Annotated in this window: 15 protein-coding genes; 1 reads left to right on the forward strand and 14 read right to left on the reverse strand. The window is 63.3% G+C overall.

The window, feature by feature from the left end; all coding sequences use genetic code 11:
* Window positions 1–32: 32 nt before the first annotated feature.
* The 14 genes from QWI75_RS20360 to QWI75_RS20425 all read right to left on the reverse strand — a co-directional run bounded on the left by QWI75_RS20360 (window position 33) and on the right by QWI75_RS20425 (window position 15,259).
* Complete coding sequence (locus QWI75_RS20360) at window positions 33–2,126, reverse strand: alpha-1,4-glucan--maltose-1-phosphate maltosyltransferase (protein ID WP_289271201.1); 2,094 nt, start codon at window positions 2,124–2,126, stop codon at window positions 33–35.
* Between the two features lie 60 nt (window positions 2,127–2,186).
* A complete protein-coding gene (locus tag QWI75_RS20365; RefSeq protein ID WP_289271202.1) occupies window positions 2,187–2,894 on the reverse strand; it encodes a mechanosensitive ion channel family protein in 708 nt (235 codons plus the stop codon).
* Window positions 2,887–4,164: a glycosyltransferase family protein gene (locus QWI75_RS20370; protein ID WP_289271203.1), complete on the reverse strand. Its 1,278-nt coding sequence runs from the start codon at window positions 4,162–4,164 to the stop codon at window positions 2,887–2,889. The genes QWI75_RS20365 and QWI75_RS20370 overlap by 8 nt, the downstream gene beginning before the upstream one ends.
* A gap of 78 nt (window positions 4,165–4,242) precedes the next feature.
* On the reverse strand, window positions 4,243–5,442 hold the full coding sequence (locus QWI75_RS20375) for a glycosyltransferase (protein ID WP_289271204.1): 1,200 nt from the start codon (window positions 5,440–5,442) through the stop codon (window positions 4,243–4,245).
* A gap of 41 nt (window positions 5,443–5,483) precedes the next feature.
* Window positions 5,484–7,169, reverse strand: a complete 1,686-nt coding sequence (treS, locus tag QWI75_RS20380) for a maltose alpha-D-glucosyltransferase (protein ID WP_289271205.1) — start codon at window positions 7,167–7,169, stop codon at window positions 5,484–5,486.
* An 18-nt stretch (window positions 7,170–7,187) separates the two neighbouring features.
* The gene (locus tag QWI75_RS20385) at window positions 7,188–7,853 is read right to left on the reverse strand and encodes a DUF5752 family protein (protein WP_289271206.1); all 666 of its coding nucleotides are present in this window, start codon (window positions 7,851–7,853) and stop codon (window positions 7,188–7,190) included.
* The gene (locus tag QWI75_RS20390; protein WP_289271207.1) at window positions 7,850–8,140 is read right to left on the reverse strand and encodes a hypothetical protein; all 291 of its coding nucleotides are present in this window, start codon (window positions 8,138–8,140) and stop codon (window positions 7,850–7,852) included. The genes QWI75_RS20385 and QWI75_RS20390 overlap by 4 nt, the downstream gene beginning before the upstream one ends.
* Window positions 8,137–11,034: a malto-oligosyltrehalose synthase gene (treY, locus tag QWI75_RS20395; RefSeq protein WP_289271208.1), complete on the reverse strand. Its 2,898-nt coding sequence runs from the start codon at window positions 11,032–11,034 to the stop codon at window positions 8,137–8,139. Before treY ends, QWI75_RS20390 begins: the two co-directional genes overlap by 4 nt.
* A 22-nt stretch (window positions 11,035–11,056) precedes the next feature.
* Entirely contained in the window at window positions 11,057–12,307 is a 1,251-nt protein-coding gene (glgC, locus tag QWI75_RS20400; protein ID WP_289271209.1) for a glucose-1-phosphate adenylyltransferase, read from the reverse strand.
* 26 nt (window positions 12,308–12,333) lie between these two features.
* Window positions 12,334–12,972: a TetR/AcrR family transcriptional regulator gene (locus tag QWI75_RS20405; RefSeq protein ID WP_289271210.1), complete on the reverse strand. Its 639-nt coding sequence runs from the start codon at window positions 12,970–12,972 to the stop codon at window positions 12,334–12,336.
* 77 nt (window positions 12,973–13,049) lie between these two features.
* A complete protein-coding gene (locus tag QWI75_RS20410) occupies window positions 13,050–13,376 on the reverse strand; it encodes an isoamylase early set domain-containing protein (RefSeq protein WP_289271211.1) in 327 nt (108 codons plus the stop codon).
* A 162-nt stretch (window positions 13,377–13,538) separates the two neighbouring features.
* Window positions 13,539–13,850, reverse strand: coding sequence for a twin-arginine translocase TatA/TatE family subunit (gene tatA, locus QWI75_RS20415; RefSeq protein WP_289271212.1), 312 nt, complete (start codon window positions 13,848–13,850; stop codon window positions 13,539–13,541).
* An 830-nt stretch (window positions 13,851–14,680) separates the two neighbouring features.
* Entirely contained in the window at window positions 14,681–14,917 is a 237-nt protein-coding gene (locus tag QWI75_RS20420; protein ID WP_289271213.1) for a hypothetical protein, read from the reverse strand.
* 75 nt (window positions 14,918–14,992) lie between these two features.
* Window positions 14,993–15,259, reverse strand: coding sequence for a YtxH domain-containing protein (locus QWI75_RS20425; protein ID WP_289271214.1), 267 nt, complete (start codon window positions 15,257–15,259; stop codon window positions 14,993–14,995).
* 287 nt (window positions 15,260–15,546) lie between these two features.
* Here QWI75_RS20425 and QWI75_RS20430 point away from each other — a divergent pair, with 287 nt between their 5' ends.
* On the forward strand, window positions 15,547–16,599 hold the full coding sequence (locus QWI75_RS20430; protein WP_289271215.1) for a potassium channel family protein: 1,053 nt from the start codon (window positions 15,547–15,549) through the stop codon (window positions 16,597–16,599).
* Window positions 16,600–16,637: the final 38 nt, after the last annotated feature.

The raw sequence follows: 16,637 nt of genomic DNA on the forward strand, positions 1-16,637 counted from the left end.
ATCTCTCCCCGTTCCGCCCGGGCGAATCTTTATTATAAGTAATAGTCGAAATCCTGCTCCGTCCGGAGGCGCGACCGGACCGCAAAGACCTGAGCCGGCGCCGACTGCGGATCGACCACGACATAGTTTCTCGACCCGGCCCAGAGATAGTAGGCGTTCGTCAACAGATCGTGGACCTGAAACGGCTGATCCGGCTTCAGTCCCAACACGTCCAGGTCGAGGTCGATCCAGCCGGCATGCACATGATGCGGGCTGAGGTTCACGACCACGAGGATGACGTTGGACCGGTCCTCCGTGTGCTTGCTGTAGACGATTAAGTACTCGTTATCGACGCGGTGGAAATGCAGGCTGTCGTCGCATTGCAACGCGGGGTTGCCCCGGCGCGCCCGATTGACGAGGCCGATGAACTCGCGCAGGCTGTCGGGCCGGTCGATCGGCCAGTGACGGATCTCATATTTCTCGGAATCCAGATACTCCTCGCTGCCCGGCCGGATTGCGCGATGCTCGCAGAGCTCATAGGCAGGTCCATAGATGCCGTAGCTCGCGCCCAAGGTCGCCGCCAGCACGAGGCGGGACATGAAGGTCGCCCGTCCTCCGTGCTGAAGCTGTTCCGTCAGAATGTCCGGGGTATTGGGCCAGAAATTCGGGCGGAAATATTCCCGCACCTCCGTCCTGGTCAGCTCCGTCAGGTACTCGGTCAGCTCGGCCTTGGACGTGCGCCAGGCAAAGTAGGTGTAGGATTGCGTAAAACCCAGCTTGGCCAGCCGGTACATGACCTTCGGCCTCGTGAACGCTTCCGACAGGAACAGCACGTCCGGATGGTCGCGCTTGACCTCGCCGATCAACCATTCCCAGAAACAGAAGGCTTTCGTGTGGGGGTTATCCACCCGAAAAATCCGGACTCCCTGTTCCACCCAATAGACCACGACGCGCTTGAGCTCGGCCCAGAGCGTCTCCCACTGTTCGGTCTCGAAATCGATCGGATAGATGTCCTGGTATTTTTTCGGAGGATTCTCCGCATATTGAATCGTCCCGTCCGGCCGCTTCTTGAACCATTCGGGATGGTCCTTCACGTAGGGATGATCCGGTGAACATTGAAACGCCAGGTCCAGCGCGACTTCCAAGCCGTAGTCCCCCGCCTTGCGTATGAGACGGCGAAAGTCCTCGATCGTCCCCAACTCGGGATGGATGGCCTTGTGCCCACCCTCGTGCGAGCCGATCGCCCAGGGGCTCCCGACCGAATCAGGCCCGCCGTTCGGGTCGTTATTCTTCCCCTTTCTGAACGTCCGCCCGATCGGGTGAATGGGCGGCAGGTACAGGACGTCGAACCCCATGTCGGCGATGTAGGGAAGCCGCGACTCGCAATCCGTGAACGTGCCGTGCCGGCCCGGCTCCGGCGCGCAGGAGCGGGGAAATAGTTCGTACCAGGCGCTGAAGCGGGCCCGTTCGCGATCGACGGTCACCGACAGTTCCTTCCCATAGGTCGTGGCGAACCTCCGGTCGGCATAGATCGCCATCAACCGGCCGATCTCCTCTCCCAACGCGGCTGCGAGCTGCTCCGCCGAAGGCCGTGGCTCCTTCCGCAACTGTTCTGCGACCCGCCGCAGCCGATCCGCGTCGGTGCCCTGCGCGCGGGACGCGCTCTCGTCGAGCAGGCGCGCGCCGACGAGCAGATCGATCGACGACACCTGGTCCGCCGCCACCCGCTTCTTCATGTCGCGCTGCCAGGACCCGAACCGGTCGATCCAGGCTCGAATCGCATAATGGTAGACACCGATCCTATTTAAGGGGAACGAGGCGCGCCAGCGGTCGTTGGTCACGAATTGAAACCTCGTCTCCTGCCATTCCCGGCTACTATCATGCCGGTACAGCAGGACGCCGGAGAGGGCGTCATGCCCGTCGGCAAAGAGATCGGCTTCCACCACCACGGTCTCCCCCACCACCCGCTTGATGGGAAACCGCCCTCCGTCGATCTCCGGCTTCACCCCCTCGATCACCACCCGTTGCCGGCCGTCCTGATCCGGCCGGCTCGCGCGGGTTTCGCCGCCGCCTCCCGGCGGCTGATCCGCCTTCGTCCGGTCATGCGATGGAGCGCGCTGTTTCAGGTCCTTGCTCTGCCGAGCCATCCGGATCTCTCCCCATCCACTCGGAAAATCCTCCGCCCGTTGGGCGGACCGCCGACGGAATCAAATGTGCGACAATTCGTCCACGTCATCGTGTTCAGGCTTACCACCCCAACGGCGCTCGATCGCGCGGCGCGCCACATTTCTCGATCCCAGTCCGACCGCGATGGCCAAGGCCAGCACCACGCCGCCGAACGTGATGGAGAACGCCGCCACCACGATCTCGTTGGCAATGCCCAGTTGCGTCAGCACCATCGCGAACGTGAACAGCAGAATTCCCCAGCGCACCAGGGTCGCCGCGAGCCGCGCCTCATGGATGTGCGCGTTGACCGCGGCGATCAGCACCGCCTCTGAAAAGAAATTCGAGGCCAGGACCCCGACCAGCAGCAGCAGCGCCGCGGCCAGGACGCGCGGCAGGAAACTCATCATCTGGCTGATCAAGGTGGCCGTCGCCGGCAAATCCACCGCATCGACTCCCATGAAGGTGAACAACAGAAAGACCGTCCAAAACAGCAGGCGGCCGGCCACCTGGGACACGGATCGCCTCACGCCGGCCTTCGAGAGGGCCGCGCTCAGGCCGAAGCGCTCGCACAACGCATCGAAGCGAAACGCGGCGAGCACGCGCACCGTCAGCATCTTCACCAGCCAGGCCGCCACGATGCCCAACAAGATGAACGTGAGCAACGCCAACAGCTTCGGGAGCACCAGCATGATTTGAACCATGGTGTCACGAAAGGCGGCGACCATCGTGTCGCGCCAGATGTCACTCATTGCGCCACCTCCATCGTTCAAGCAGGTACGGTTTCAGCCGTTCGAATGTGTCGCCGATCGAGTCCACCGCGGCCTCCACGTCCGACGGCGGGCCGTCCTTGGTCTCCAGGACGAAGGACGCCGTCCGTCCGAGGTAGAGCGGCGTCAGCGACTTCAACAGGTGGTCCCGGTGCAGGACCTGATCGTGATAGGCCAGCGCAAAGTCATAGACGACCTGCACCCAGAGCTCGACCGGAAAGCGGAATTCGTCGGGGTCGAGCATGCCGAGCGGCAGGATCTGATCCAGGGTCTCAGGCGGGAGGATCAAGTCCCAGAGGGGGAGCAGGTCGCGCAGCCCTTGCTTGAACCCTCCCACCATGCGGGCGACCTGAACCGGTTCGCTCGCACCGGCATGTTCGACCTTCCCATACAAGGGAACCTCCGCGGAGTCCTTGACCGCTTCCCACCGCGACTCGTACTCCTCCATGGCATGGAAGATACAGCCCACCGTCTGGGACAGAACGGTCGCCAAATCGGCCGGGCCAAACGGTCCGTCCTGCGCCTTCGTTCCCACATAGGCGTGCCAGACCTGCGCGTCGCCGGTGAGCGCGAGCGTGGTCAGCGTGCCGTCCAACCCGCAGCCCAGGACAGCCCGTTCCCGGTCCAGCCTCGCGAGCACTTCCTTGACGAACGCCCCGGACAAGGCCCGGGCCCCTCCGCTGGGGTACCGCAGCCGCTTCCCATAGAGGGCACGCAACAGCGGAGAGAGGAGATTGTGGGCGAGCGTCCCGTCGTAGCGATGCCGCTGATAGAGCGGGATGACGAAGTCCGCGCCGCGTTCCTGCACCGGCCTCCCCAGCAGATCCATCCACTCGGGCGTGAGTGAACGAAGGTTCCCGTCCAGGATCAGACAGGCCGTCGCCTGTGCCTGCTCCACGATCGCGCAGAGGTCCCTCAGGCCCTGCTCTCCTCCCGGCATGCCGGACTCGGTCGCCAGGGTCGGCAAGGTCGAATAGCCCCCGAGGGAGGCTCCGCCCATGAGATGGACGGGGTACTCGCCGGCCAGGCCCTCGATCATCGACGGCGTCCCGTCCTGCGATCCGCCGTCGCAATTGACGATAAGGCCCGGCGACCCGGGAAAATACTGCCGGAGTCCGGTCACGATTCCCTTCACCAACGGCTCGATCGTGCGGGCATTGTTGAAGGTCTGCACGGCGACGATGACCGCCGCCGTCCGAACCCGCTGGACGACCTCCCCTGGAGGTTCAGGCAGCGCCGCCTGCTCGCTCATGCCCTCTCTCCATTCCAGCACGTCAGGCATGCCAAATCTGCCGGCGTTCGGCGCAGGGCCGGAGGCCATCGACAGGGCTCACCGGCACACCAGCACATTCAGCAGCGTGAGATAGTCGCTGAGATGCCTCGTGATGAGAAAATTGCGGCGGACGTGCTCCCGCGCCGCCGCCCCCATCCGATGGATCACCCCCGGATTGTTCAACAGGTATCGGATCCGGAAGGCCGCGCCTTCGGCGGATCGCACGACATATCCGGTCACCTCGTCCATGATCTGGACGGAGATTCCCCCCGCCGCGCTACCGATCACCGGCTTGCCCTTCCACATCGCCTCCGACACCGTCACGCCGAATCCCTCCTTGATCGGCTTCTGGATGACCACCGTCGCAACCCGCTGAAGGGCGTTGATCTCCAGATCGGCCTCCGGGGGCAGTTGGATGAGATGCACGTCGGGATCGCCCTCGGCCGCCTCCCGCAGCTCGCTCAGCACGGTCTCGCCCTCGGGATCGTGCATCACGCCGGCGCCTGCCAGGACCAACCGGCAATCGTGGTGCTTTTTCACCAGCCGATAGGCCTGCAAAACTCCGAGCGGGTCCATGAACCGGTCGAACCGCGCCACTTGGAGGAGGATCGGCTTGGTCCGTGGAATGCCCAAGCGATCGACGATCGGACCGATCTCGCCCCTGGTCATCTCCCGGTTCTTCGGGCTCAACGGATCAATGGACGGTTGGATGAGAAATTTCGGAATCGGCAGGCGCTGCGCGAAACCCGAGAGGGAAAAGACCGCCGCATCGTACTTCAGCACGTACCGCCGGAGGAACGTCCAGGCGCGGCGCTGCGGTTGGGCCAAATCCAAATGGCAGCGCCAGAGCCAGCAGCCTCCTGCCCGATGCTCCACGATCCCCGCCGGTTGCGGATCGTGAATCATCACCATGTCCGCATCCAACTTGAGCGCCTTGGCGTTGCGTTCATTGATCTCCACATAGGTGTGATACATGTCGGCGGTGATCGGTTCGTCCCGACCCTGGAGCGCGTTGGTCAGCCGCTTGGCGACCGCGGTAAACTCCTGCGTGCCGGCAATCACCTCCCATCGCGCCTCGACGCCCAGCGCGTTCATCATCGGCACGAGCCGCCGCAAGACCTCGGCCATCCCGCCCCCATACCGCACCGCCGTCACGTGGAGAAAGCTCCGGCCCTTCACCAGCTCGCTCATCCGGTACAGGAAATCGACCGTCCCCTTCGGAGCCACTTCCCGATAGTCGTCTAAAACAGGATTCATCGACGCCGACAGTCCCTCTCCGGCCGCTTTGCGCCGGCCATTCAGATCGCGCTCCATTCAAGCCCATACTCGCCCTCCCAGGACCGGGCCGGAGGGAGACTGAACCAATAGGAGCCGTAGGGCCCCAGACTCAAGAGATAGGGCAGGTCGCCGATGGGCGGAAACCGCGATTCTCCGAAGAGTTCCACGGGGGACCGGCCCTTGAACCGCCGCAGATCAAGCTCGACCGGCTGCGCGGAGCCGGCCAGATTGTGGACGAGCAGGACGGCCTCGCCGTCGTACAGCCGCAGATAGGCCAGGATCTTGTCGTTCGACGGGGCGAGAAATTCCAACGTCCCCCGGCCGAAGACCTTGTGCTGCTTACGGATGGCGATCATGCGCCGCATCCAATGGAGCAGCGAATGCGGAGCCTGCCGCTGCGCCTCCACGTTGATCGACTGGTAGCCGTACACGGAATCGGCCACCAGCGGCAGAAAGAGTTGGCTTGGGTCGGCCCTGGAGAACCCCGCGTTGCGGTCCGGCGTCCACTGCATGGGCGTCCGGACGCCATTGCGATCCCCCAGATGGATGTTGTCGCCCATGCCGATCTCGTCGCCGTAATAGATGATGGGGCTTCCCGGCAGGGTGAAGACGATGCTGTTGAGCAGCTCGATCTTTCGCCGGTCGTTGTCCAGCAGGGGCGCCAACCGCCTCGCGATCCCGATGTTGCGCCGCATCTGCGGATCGCGGGCGTAGGCATAGTACATGTAGTCCCGCTCTTCTCCGGTGCACATCTCCAGCGTCAGCTCGTCGTGGTTGCGGAGAAACAGGCACCACTGGCACCCGGCCGGAATCGGCGGCGTGTGCTTGAACATGTCGATGATCGGCCCGCGGTCCTCGCTCCGGAGCCCCATGAAGAGGCGCGGCATCAGGGGAAAGTGGAAGGCCATGTGGAACTCGTCGCCCTCGCCGAAGTAGGGCCGCACGTCGCTCGGCCATTGATTCGCCTCCGCCAGCAGAATCCGGCCCTCGTAGCGTTCGTCGATCTGCCGGCGGATATCCTTGAGATAGGCGTGAGTCTCCGGCAGGTTCTCGCAGAGGGTGCCTTCGCGTTCAAAGAGATAGGGCACGGCGTCGCAGCGAAAGCCGTCGAGGCCTTGATCGAGCCAGAACGACATCACTTCCAGCATCGCCTGCCTCACGGCGGGATTGTCATAGTTGAGATCCGGCTGGTGGCTGAAGAATCGGTGCCAATAGTAGGCCTGCGCCTCCGGGTCCCAGGTCCAGTTGGACTTTTCCGTGTCGATGAAGATGATCCGCGCCTTGGTATATTTCTGGTCCGTGTCGCTCCAGACATAGTAGTGCCGGGTCGGCGCCTGCGGAGACCGCCGGGCGGATTGGAACCAGGCATGTTGATCGGACGTGTGGTTGAGCACCAGGTCGGCGATCACCCGCATGCCGCGCCGGTGCGCTTCATCCAACAGCCGGCGGAAATCCTCCGTCGAGCCGTAGGACGGGGCGATGCTGAGGAAGTCGGACACGTCGTACCCGTCGTCGCGCAGCGGCGAGGGATAAAAGGGCAGGAGCCAAAGGCAATCCACCCCTAGCCACTCCAGATAATCGAGCTTCTGGGCGAGCCCGGCGAAATCGCCGATGCCGTCGTCGTTGCCGTCGTAAAACGCCCTGACATGCAGCTCGTAAAAGACGGCGTCTTGGTACCATTGCGGATCCTGTGCCGGCACCGACATGCTCCTCTCCTGTTTCCTTCACCCTCGTGCTACGTAGCCGTCGCAGGCGGTCAATAGGCTGGACCGCAGCCGCTCCAGGCTGCCCAGATACGGATTGATCGCGCGAATGCGGTCCGCCAGGTCCGGCAGCCCCAGCCCGGTGCGAATCCAGGCGGAAAAATCGCTTTCCTCTCGGTGGAGGCGGAAATGCGCCTCGAACATATGAAAGTAAATCGCGCTCACGTCGATCTCCGAGACGGCCCGCCGAAACTCCCCCAATGTGCGGGCTTCCACTCCGGTCGGCACCTCCAGGATGCGCGAGCGATGGAAGTAAAAGGGCCGACCAAAGACGACCCGCGGGACGATGGGCGTCCGGGACAGATGGTCGTCGATGATCGAGATGATCTCCTCACGGAGGTCTTCCATATTGGGATAGTCGAACGGATCGACCACCGCCAGTTTTTCCCCCAGGATGTGGTCCCCCACCTGCGTCACGACCCACTGCGCGAAATCGTTCGGGTAGACCCGTTCGATGAATCGATGCCGCAGAAAGTAGCTGTGCGTGTGGAAGTGCACGGAATCCAGCGGGACCTCTTCGAGCATCTCGGCCAGCTCCTTCTCGTCGTCCGCCTGCTGCCCGAGGCTCTCCTGCAGCTCGCTGCAGCCGATGAAGGTGAACGGAGAAACCGCTGTCGGTTCCATCATGATCCCTTGCCCTGATGGCGTGGGCGCGAGTCCACGGCCCCGCGCCCCCATCCGATCGCCATTCCCACGAGGCAGCCGATTGCCACCCCCGCGGCAAACATCCCGCTGAGCACCAGCTTCCACCGGCGCCGGCTGATCCGCTTGGGTTCCGGCCTTGGAGACCAGCCCGGCTGCGACCGCACGCCCGCCTCGGCGCCCAACCACGAGTCGCGATGGTCCAGCAGGGCCGGCCCGGAGCGGATGCCGCTCGAAACGTCGTTCTGATAGGCGGGCGGCCGGCCGGTCATGTGAGCCTCTCCAGCACCGCGACGGGCAACTCTCGGAAGACATCCCCGAGCCTCAACACGTGGCGTCCCTCCGCCAAGGACGGAGCGAGATTCTCGCCCGTCAGCAGATTGCGGTAGTGCGTCCTGGCGTTCCAGGAGGGCACCGTCATCCAGGACTCGCCCCAGATCTCCGGTCCGATCGGAGGTCGGTTGGCGTCGGCGCAAAGCCGAGTCACCAGCCGGGGCACCGCGACCACGACGGCCTGATCCTGTTCCAGACGCGCAAACGCGCAGGCCTGGTCCTTTCGCTCCCCGACGATGCCCAGCGGCACGTAGGTGCCGTTGGAGAACAGCTCCGGCCGGGACCGGCGATAGGTCAGCAACGAGAACAGCGCGTAGAATTTCAGCCGGCCGTCCGTCCGATGCTCGAGCAGGTGCCGCACCAACGCCGTGCGTTCCGGCGACGAAGCGCAGGCCTGTTGCAGCTCCTCCAGCAACCGCCGGCGCGCCGAAAAATCCACCGGCCGGCGGTTGTCAGGATCGACGAGGCTGAAATTCCACAGCTCGGTGCCTTGGTAGAAGTCCGGCACGCCGGGAGCCGTCAACTTTAGCACCAGTTGAGCCAAGGAGTTCCAGAGGCCGTAGGCGGCGATCCGCCGCTGGAAGGGGAGAAAATTCTGGAGAAACGGATTGGCCCTCGACTGATCCAAAATCCGGTCGATGAAGTTCGCAACCGCCTCCTCATAGGCCGGGTTCGGGTTCACCCAACTGGTGTGGACCTTGGCTTCCTTGAGCGCCTTGGCCAGATATTGTTGAATGCGCGCTTGGAAAGAGCGGAACCCCATGGCGTCCAGCTCTTCAAACGGCCAGGCTCCGATCAAGGTCTGATACAACAGATATTCCTCGTTCCGGTCCGGCGCTTCGTCTCCCTCCACCTCCGTCTTGAACCGTTTGTTCAACTTCGCCCAGTGGAGAATGTGGGACCGCCATTCCTGGGGCAGCTCGGACAGCACGTTGATGCGGGCCCGCACGTCCTCGCTCCGCTTGGTATCGTGCGTCGAGGTGGCCGAGAGCGCCAACGGCCAGCGGGCCTGCCGTTCCTGCATGGCGCGATGAAACGCCTCCACGGACAGGCCGAATTGCTCGGGATCGCCGCCGACCTCGTTCAGCGACACCAGCCGGTTGTATATGTAAAACGCCGTATCCTCCACCCCCTTCGCCGTGACGGGGCTGGTGATCTGCTGAAACTTCATGACGAACTGCTGCTGGAGCCGCTCGTCCTCTTCGGTGCGGGCGTCCCGCTGCTTCAGCAGCAGATCCCTGACGAAATCAAAGACCAGCCCGCTCAGCGCCGGGTTCCGCCGCTTCGCCCTCGCCACGGCCAGCCGGATGAAGGCCCGGTCCCGGTCCAACACCCCGCCGGCTCCCGCCGTCACATAGGTCCGGTACACGGGAAAGCAGGCGACGATCTCCCGGATCGCATGGGTCAGGCTGTTCAGGGTGAAATCGCGGGATCGCCGGTCCCGTTCCGACAGCCGGTTGAGGTAATGGCCGAGCACGTTGAGCTCGCTCGACATCGCGGCCTGCATGATCAGCTTCTTCGATTCATACACGACATCCTGATAGACGAGCCGTTTATGGATGAACCGGGCATAGAGGTCCGTCATCCGCCGCTCGCTCGATTGGTCCACGAACAGGCCGTTGACCAGGTTCATAAAATCGTACCCGCTAGTGCCGTACACCGGCCAGGTCTCGGGCAGCGGCTCGTCCTTGCCGAGAATCTTTTCCACGATCAGATACAGCGGCCGGTCCTTCTCCTCTGAGGGCGCCATTTCACGGCGGGCCCAGGCCTGCAACTGGGTGAGATACTCGCTGGGACTGTAAAGGCCGTCCACGTGGTCGATCCGCAAGCCGGTCACCGCCCCTTCTTTGAGCAGCCGGAATACCAGCCGATGGACTTCCTGAAACACCACCGGATCTTCGACCCGGATCGCCGCCAGCTCGTTGACGTCGAAAAACCGCCGGTAGTTGATTTCCTCCGACGCCACGCGCCAGTAGGCCAACCTGTAGACCTGGGCGTCCAGAAGATCATCAAGCAGATCGAAGCTGCGGGGATCACCCTTGGTCCCGTTGAACAGCGCCACATTGTCCGTGATGAAGGCGCCGACGACCGCGCTGTCCCGGACCACCGCCGCCAGCCGCTTCCGCAGAATGGCTTTTTCGCGGTACCGCTCCTCCACCCTGGCGGGATCACGCTCGTGGCGGGGCGGGAGGTGTCCGAGTCCGGTAATAATGCTTTGTAGCTCCTCGATCGGAGCATGACCGCGCCCCACGCATTGGATCAGCCGGTCGAGCCGGTAGGCCAGGACCTTGGCGCCGGACCGGGGCGACAGCGGCAGGCGGTGATCGTAGTAGCGCACGAAGAAGGCCCCCTCCTCGTACTCGAGCGTGATCTCCTGGTTTTCGAGGACATGCCCATAGAGGTCCCCCAAGATCGGGAGCAGCACCTTGTCGTGCAGCTCGCGTTTGACGGGATCCCAATCGATGTCGAAAAAGATGGAATAGGGGGAACTGGGGCCGTTTTCCAGGACGTCGGCCCACCAGGTATTCACCATCCGCCCGATCCCCATGTGATTGGGCACGACGTCGAGGAGCTGCCCCATGCCGGAGGCCTGCAGGGCCTTCACGAACGCCTCGTACTCCTCAGGGGTCCCGACTTCGGGGTTCAGCGCCGTGGGATCGACGACGTCGTACCCGTGCGGGCTGCCCGGCACGGCCTTGAAGTAGGGAGACGAGTAGCAATCCGTGATGCCCAACCCATGCCAATAGGGGATGAGCTTCGTCGCCTCGACGAAGGGAAAGGCGGTGTTGAACTGGACGCGATAGGTGGAAAGCGGAAATCTTGCCGGTGCCACAAACACGCCCCTCCCGTGTGCTCTACCGTCCCGTGGGAGCCAAGTCAACGCGGGCCGCCCGGCCCCGAGGAAGCACGACGAGTCCCGACTTGGTGACTTGGTAACGTTGCCGGTCTTCCCGCGCGTCATCGCCGATCTCCGTGGCGGCGGGAATCACGTTAAACCGGTCGACGATGACGCGGCGCAGCCGCGATTTGGCCCCGATGACCGTCCCGTCCAGCACGATGCACTCGTCGATGCGGGCCCCCGGCTCGATCCGCACGTTGCGCCCGATCACGGACCGCCGGATCTCCGCGTCGATGACCTGGCTGCCCTGCCCGACCATCGAATCCTCGATGCGCGCCTTGGCGAAGCTGGCCGTCGGCCCGTCGAAGGTATCGGTCAGGATGGGCCAGTCGCTGTTCCGCAGGTCGAAGATGGGACATTCGCCCAGAATGTCCATATGGGCCTGCCAATAGGCGTCGAGCGTGCCCACGTCGCGCCAGTAACCCCGTTCTTCGTAGGGCTTGAGCCCGGGGACTTCGTCGTCCATGAAGTTGTAGGCGACCAGGCTGGTATGCCCGATCAGGGACGGGATAATGTCGCGGCCGAAGTCGTGCGATCCCGTTCTTGCCGCATCCGCCTGCAACACCCTCAGCAGCACGTCCGCGTTGAAGATGTAATTGCCCATCGACGAGAAGGCCTGCTCGGAATCCTGCGGCATCGGCTTGGGATTCTTCGGCTTTTCTTCGAAACCACGAATCCGTCCCTCGCGGTCGGCTTCGATGATCCCGAACCCCTTGGCCGCATGGACTGGCACGGGTCTCGCCGCCACGGTGACCTCGGCGCCCCGTTCCCGATGGAACCGCACCATCCGGCCGATGTCCATGCGATAGATGTGGTCGGCTCCGAACACCGCCACGAGGTCCGGGGCGAAATCTTCGATCAGGTTCAGATTGTGGAAGACGGCATCGGCCGTCCCCTCGTACCACCCTCCGCCGGCCTTCATCTGCGGCGGGACGACGGTGATGAAGTGCTGTTTGATGCGCCCGCCGATCCGCCAGGCCCGGCGCAAATGCTCGATCAACGACTGCGATCGGTATTGCACCAGCACATACATCGACATCACGCCGGAATTGAGGAAGTTGCTGAGCACGAAATCCACAATGCGGTATTTTCCGCCGAACGGCACCGCCGGCTTGCTGCGCTGCTCGGTCAGCGGCATCAGCCGCTCGCCTTTGCCGCCCGCCATGATCATCGCCAGCACACGGGTCTGCCGCCCTGGGTGGTTCATATCCTCAATTCCTTTCGTCGTCCGACTCACAACAACGCCGTCAAGCTCTCTTGGATCTGCGCCGCAAGCTTACTGCCCCGTTGCCTGAACCCGCCTTCCTGGTCGAGCACCAGATGATAGGTGAGCAAGCCCGAGGTGTAGGCCGCGAGCGCCGTCGCCAACTCGCGCGCCGAACGGCCCCGCTTGTTTTTGCCGTTCAGCGCGGGCAGCAGCACCTCTCCCAATTGATCGATGTGCGCGCTGTAAATCTCCCGCAGGCGCCGGCTCGCCTGGGTCTTGAGCTGGAGTAAGCCGCGGATCTGGTGCAACAGCAGCAGGTACTCCGGATGGTTGAGAAAGAATTGCAGCCGGCTCTCTACGATCTTGTGCAGCGTCGCGACACCGGGCTTGGCGCCGGCCGCGGAGTCCTTGGCCTGAGTCAACAGGTGGTCGAGCCCTTGCTTCAGCAGGGCGGCCAGCAGATCTTCTTTTGTATCGAAGTACTGATAAAAGGTGCCCTTTCCGACGTCGGCCCGCTCGGTGATGTCCTCGATTTTGGTCCAGTAAATGCCCTTCTCATAGAACAGCGCCAACCCGACTTCCATGAGCACCCGCCTGGTTCGCTCCTTTCGGCGGGCCACTCTCGTCATGGAACCGGCCATGCCCGCAGTCATTCCCTCCAACATATCCCCCCTCTTTCGCCCTCGTTTACCCTGCGGGCGAGCCTCGCCCCTCTGCCTCCTCCAACCGGATGAGCCGGTCCTTACGGCACTTCGCACACGGAATTGGACGTGCCATGCTCGTTGACGACCTTGTTCGGATTCGCGGCGTCATCCTCCCAGCGATCGCCGTCCACCACGAACTTGTATTGGTAGGTTCCCGGCTTGAGCCGAACCGCCACCTGCCACTGGCCGCCCGCCCCCAACTTCATCGGATGTTTGGACGGATCCCACTGATTGAAATCTCCGACCAGCGCCACGACGCGGGCCGCCGGCGCAAAATGCTCGAATGAGACGAGTTTGGCGGCGGCCCGCGTTTTCTTCTTGGACGTCGCGCCGGCTTTACCCGTCCCGTCACTTGCTTTCCCCATACCCGCACCTCCCTCCTCAACTTTGCGGAACGGGCCTATCGTTCTCCTTCTGAAAACGAGTCCCGAGACCTAATCTGCGGAGTCACAGCCTGTCGATTATCCGAGATGCACGCCCCGGACACAATGGTGATTTCCAGCCCGGCCGCAAGACCCACCCTTTCCTCACCCGGCACGTTCCGACCGTGAGGAGGTCTGGCCGGCCTCACGGGCCACATCCAGGCCGTTCCCCGCAACCCCGCCATCTTGTCTCGCGATCTCCGTTCCCGGCGGCTGGGAGCCGGCCGGCGGCCCCGGCTCATCGGAGGGCCGGTCCGGCGTGACATCCATCGCCTCCGCCTCGTGGACGGATTTCTTAAACCCTTTGATCGCCTTCCCCAACCCCTCTCCCAACTGGGGGAGCTTGCCGGCACCGAAAATGATCAGGACGATGATCAAGATCAGGAGGAGTTCCATCCAGCCAAACGATCCGAACATGGTTCACCTCTCCTTCTCCGGAATCACGATTTAGGCGGTATCGGCAAACTCTATCCAGGGACTCGTCCGGCTTGGTTGTCCCCACGCCCGCCAGCGTCGTTCGCTGCGATGGGGTTGTTGAGGCGGCCGCGTTCGATGATGCAAAATGAGGGCATCATAAATCTCACCGCAGTTGATGCACCGCCATCCGTCGAAGTGACCCTGCCCGGTGTCATCGGAATAATCATAAAACTCGTCGCGCACCATGCATCCCTCGCATCGGGCACATACCATGACATCCCCCTCCATACCAAGCTTCGCTTGAACCGCCGGCTCTTCAGGCGCAGCCTCTCTTCCTTGCCGCCGGCGGAGAAACACCGCCCGTGATTCTCCCCGTCTTGCTCCATACCAAGCTTGCTAGACCCGGCGCCTCTTTATCGTCTTATCGTATCCGTCGGCGCCGGAGAAACACCGCCCGTGATTCTCTTCGTCTTGCTCCATACCAAGCTTCGCTTGAGCCGGCGGCTCATCGGGCGCAGCCCCTCTTCATTGACGCCGCCGGAGAAACCCCACCAGGGATTTTCTTTTTCTCATACCAAGCTTCGCTTGAACCGCCGGCTCTTCAGGCGCAGCCTCTCTTCCTTGTCGCCGGCGGAGAAACACCTCCAGTGTTTCTGTCTTCATTCCGGTTGTACCGGCGGCTCATCGGGCGACGCCCTTCTTCCTTGATGCCGCCGGAGCGAACTCCTCACGTCGCCCGGCTCCACACCGCGGATTTTTCATCTTACGCCGCGCCCTTGCATGGAACGGCTAGGGCTTTCCCTAGCCTGCATTGAATGACCAGCCGCCGCTCACACGGTCGCCGCATTGCCTTCCCAAAGCCCGACCGATCGTTCGACGCCGCATTGTGCGCAGCGGGCGACCAGCCGAGCGGTCCCGGTCGCTGCAGCGGCACGCGCCACGAGCGAATAGCGCCTGGCTCCGCACAGGTCACAGGAGGCCTCGCTGCGCAGGGTGATCGCATCCTGCAGGGTCTTGACGAGATTGACTCGTCGTACACGACCGAGGATTTTCACAGTCGGCACCATCTCCCGACCTCCTTTCCATCGCTATCTCGCGCCGCGTTGCACGCCGGGGTCGTAGAGGGGCTCCTGCTCTCACCGTCAGGAGGCCCCCAGCTTCTCCTTGCCCCGCTCCACGAAGGCCTTCCCCTGGTCGGCCACCCGATGGACCGCTCGTCGCGCCTCGTCACGAAACTCTTCAGCCCGCTCGCCCAGATCCTCCGCTACATCTTCCGCGAAGTTCCTGATGCGTCGGCGGGTACGGGTTCCTGAATGGGGGGCCAACAACAGACCTGCCGCGGCCCCCACGGCCACTCCGACGAGAAACATGACTCCGCCGACCGCTGCCGTGTGTGTCCCTTGTGCCATCTGGGTCTCTCCTTTCTGCGTTCCGCCTGATGAGGTTCGCCGGATGATCAGGCCTCTTCGATCAACCGCGCCGTCGGCATCATCGAACCTCCGTTTAAATGACTTACCAACCATAATTGACTGACTGGTCAATTTTATAGGTGCGCCGCTATTTTTTGTCAAGTCACATTCTGTACTACACGTCCACGACCCCGGAGGAAGGCGCGGGCCGCCCGCTCACGGCAGCCATATGCAACGGCGTCTGTCATTTTGACTTCGCGCCATCCGCTTGGTACCCTCGCGCCCGCATGTTTGCTCCTGCCGCCCATCCGCCCCGCTGGTCGTCGCAAATTCTTTATCTGCCCTCCGACCAGACGCCCGGGCGCACCTTGCTCCTGCGCGCGGCGATCCTGATCCTATTGTTTTGCGCGGTCCTCGCCCTCTTATGGGTGGACCGCGATGGATTGCGCGATCAGGCCGACGGCGAGATCTCGTTCGTCGATGTCGTCTACTTCAGCGTGATCACGATTACGACTGTCGGCTACGGCGACATCGTCCCCGTCACCTCCCGCGCCAGGTTGATCGACGCGCTCGTGATCACGCCGATCCGCATTTTCGTATGGCTGCTGTTCCTGGGGACCGCCTATCAGTTGATCATCCGGCAATATGTGGAGGGCTATCGCATGGCCATGTTGCAGACGCGCTTGGACCGCCACATCATCGTGTGCGGGTATGGACACACCGGCTCGGCCGCCGTCAAAGAGCTGTTGGCGAAAGGCGTAGCCGCGTCGCAGATTGTGGTGATCGAAGAGCACGAAGAGCGGGTGCGGCTCGCGACCTCGGCCGGTTTGACGGCGTTGTGCGGCGATGCGGCCCAGGAGGCCATGCTGACCCGCGTGGCGCTCGACAAGGCGAAGGCCGTGATCGTCGCAGCCGGGCGGGACGATACCAACGTGCTGATCGTGCTGACGGCCCGGCACATGAATCCGACGGTCCGTATCCTCGCGAGCGCCAAGCAGGAGGAGAACGTCAAGCTGCTCCGGCAGGGCGGCGCCAATGCCGTGATCTCCCCCGCCACGGTCGGGGGCTATGCCCTGGCGGCCGCGGTGGATCAGGAGCATCTGACGGAATATCTCTTGGATCTGTTGACCGCCGGCGGGCGGATCAATTTGATTGAACGGCCGATCGAGCCCGGCGAAGTGGGGAAACGGGCTTCAGATTTGGCGCCGGATCTGGTGGTGCGGGTGTACCGCGAGGGACGGATCGTTTCGCTCGCCGAGCTTCAGGGGGGCCTGACGTTGAAGGCGGGCGACCGGCTCATCCTGCTGAAATCGGTGCAGGACCCCGCGACGACCACCTGATTCCCGGACGCGGGATTGGGGACGCGAAGGAGCCGGAA

Origin of the sequence: Nitrospira tepida (assembly GCF_947241125.1) — a bacterium.
Lineage (GTDB): Bacteria > Nitrospirota > Nitrospiria > Nitrospirales > Nitrospiraceae > Nitrospira_G > Nitrospira_G tepida.

Bases quoted from the DNA above. Each gene is read 5' to 3' on its own strand.
- tatA (WP_289271212.1), bottom strand. From the start codon at position 13,850: ATGTTCGGATCGTTTGGCTGGATGGAACTCCTCCTGATCTTGATCATC.
- QWI75_RS20405 (WP_289271210.1), bottom strand. From the start codon at position 12,972: ATGTTGGAGGGAATGACTGCGGGCATGGCCGGTTCCATGACGAGAGTG.
- QWI75_RS20410 (WP_289271211.1), bottom strand. From the start codon at position 13,376: ATGGGGAAAGCAAGTGACGGGACGGGTAAAGCCGGCGCGACGTCCAAG.
- QWI75_RS20385 (WP_289271206.1), bottom strand. From the start codon at position 7,853: ATGATGGAACCGACAGCGGTTTCTCCGTTCACCTTCATCGGCTGCAGC.
- QWI75_RS20390 (WP_289271207.1), bottom strand. From the start codon at position 8,140: ATGACCGGCCGGCCGCCCGCCTATCAGAACGACGTTTCGAGCGGCATC.
- QWI75_RS20370 (WP_289271203.1), bottom strand. From the start codon at position 4,164: ATGAGCGAGCAGGCGGCGCTGCCTGAACCTCCAGGGGAGGTCGTCCAG.
- glgC (WP_289271209.1), bottom strand. From the start codon at position 12,307: ATGAACCACCCAGGGCGGCAGACCCGTGTGCTGGCGATGATCATGGCG.
- QWI75_RS20425 (WP_289271214.1), bottom strand. From the start codon at position 15,259: ATGGCACAAGGGACACACACGGCAGCGGTCGGCGGAGTCATGTTTCTC.
- QWI75_RS20365 (WP_289271202.1), bottom strand. From the start codon at position 2,894: ATGAGTGACATCTGGCGCGACACGATGGTCGCCGCCTTTCGTGACACC.
- QWI75_RS20430 (WP_289271215.1), top strand. From the start codon at position 15,547: ATGTTTGCTCCTGCCGCCCATCCGCCCCGCTGGTCGTCGCAAATTCTT.
- treS (WP_289271205.1), bottom strand. From the start codon at position 7,169: ATGTCGGTGCCGGCACAGGATCCGCAATGGTACCAAGACGCCGTCTTT.
- QWI75_RS20360 (WP_289271201.1), bottom strand. From the start codon at position 2,126: ATGGCTCGGCAGAGCAAGGACCTGAAACAGCGCGCTCCATCGCATGAC.
- QWI75_RS20420 (WP_289271213.1), bottom strand. From the start codon at position 14,917: ATGGTGCCGACTGTGAAAATCCTCGGTCGTGTACGACGAGTCAATCTC.
- QWI75_RS20375 (WP_289271204.1), bottom strand. From the start codon at position 5,442: ATGAATCCTGTTTTAGACGACTATCGGGAAGTGGCTCCGAAGGGGACG.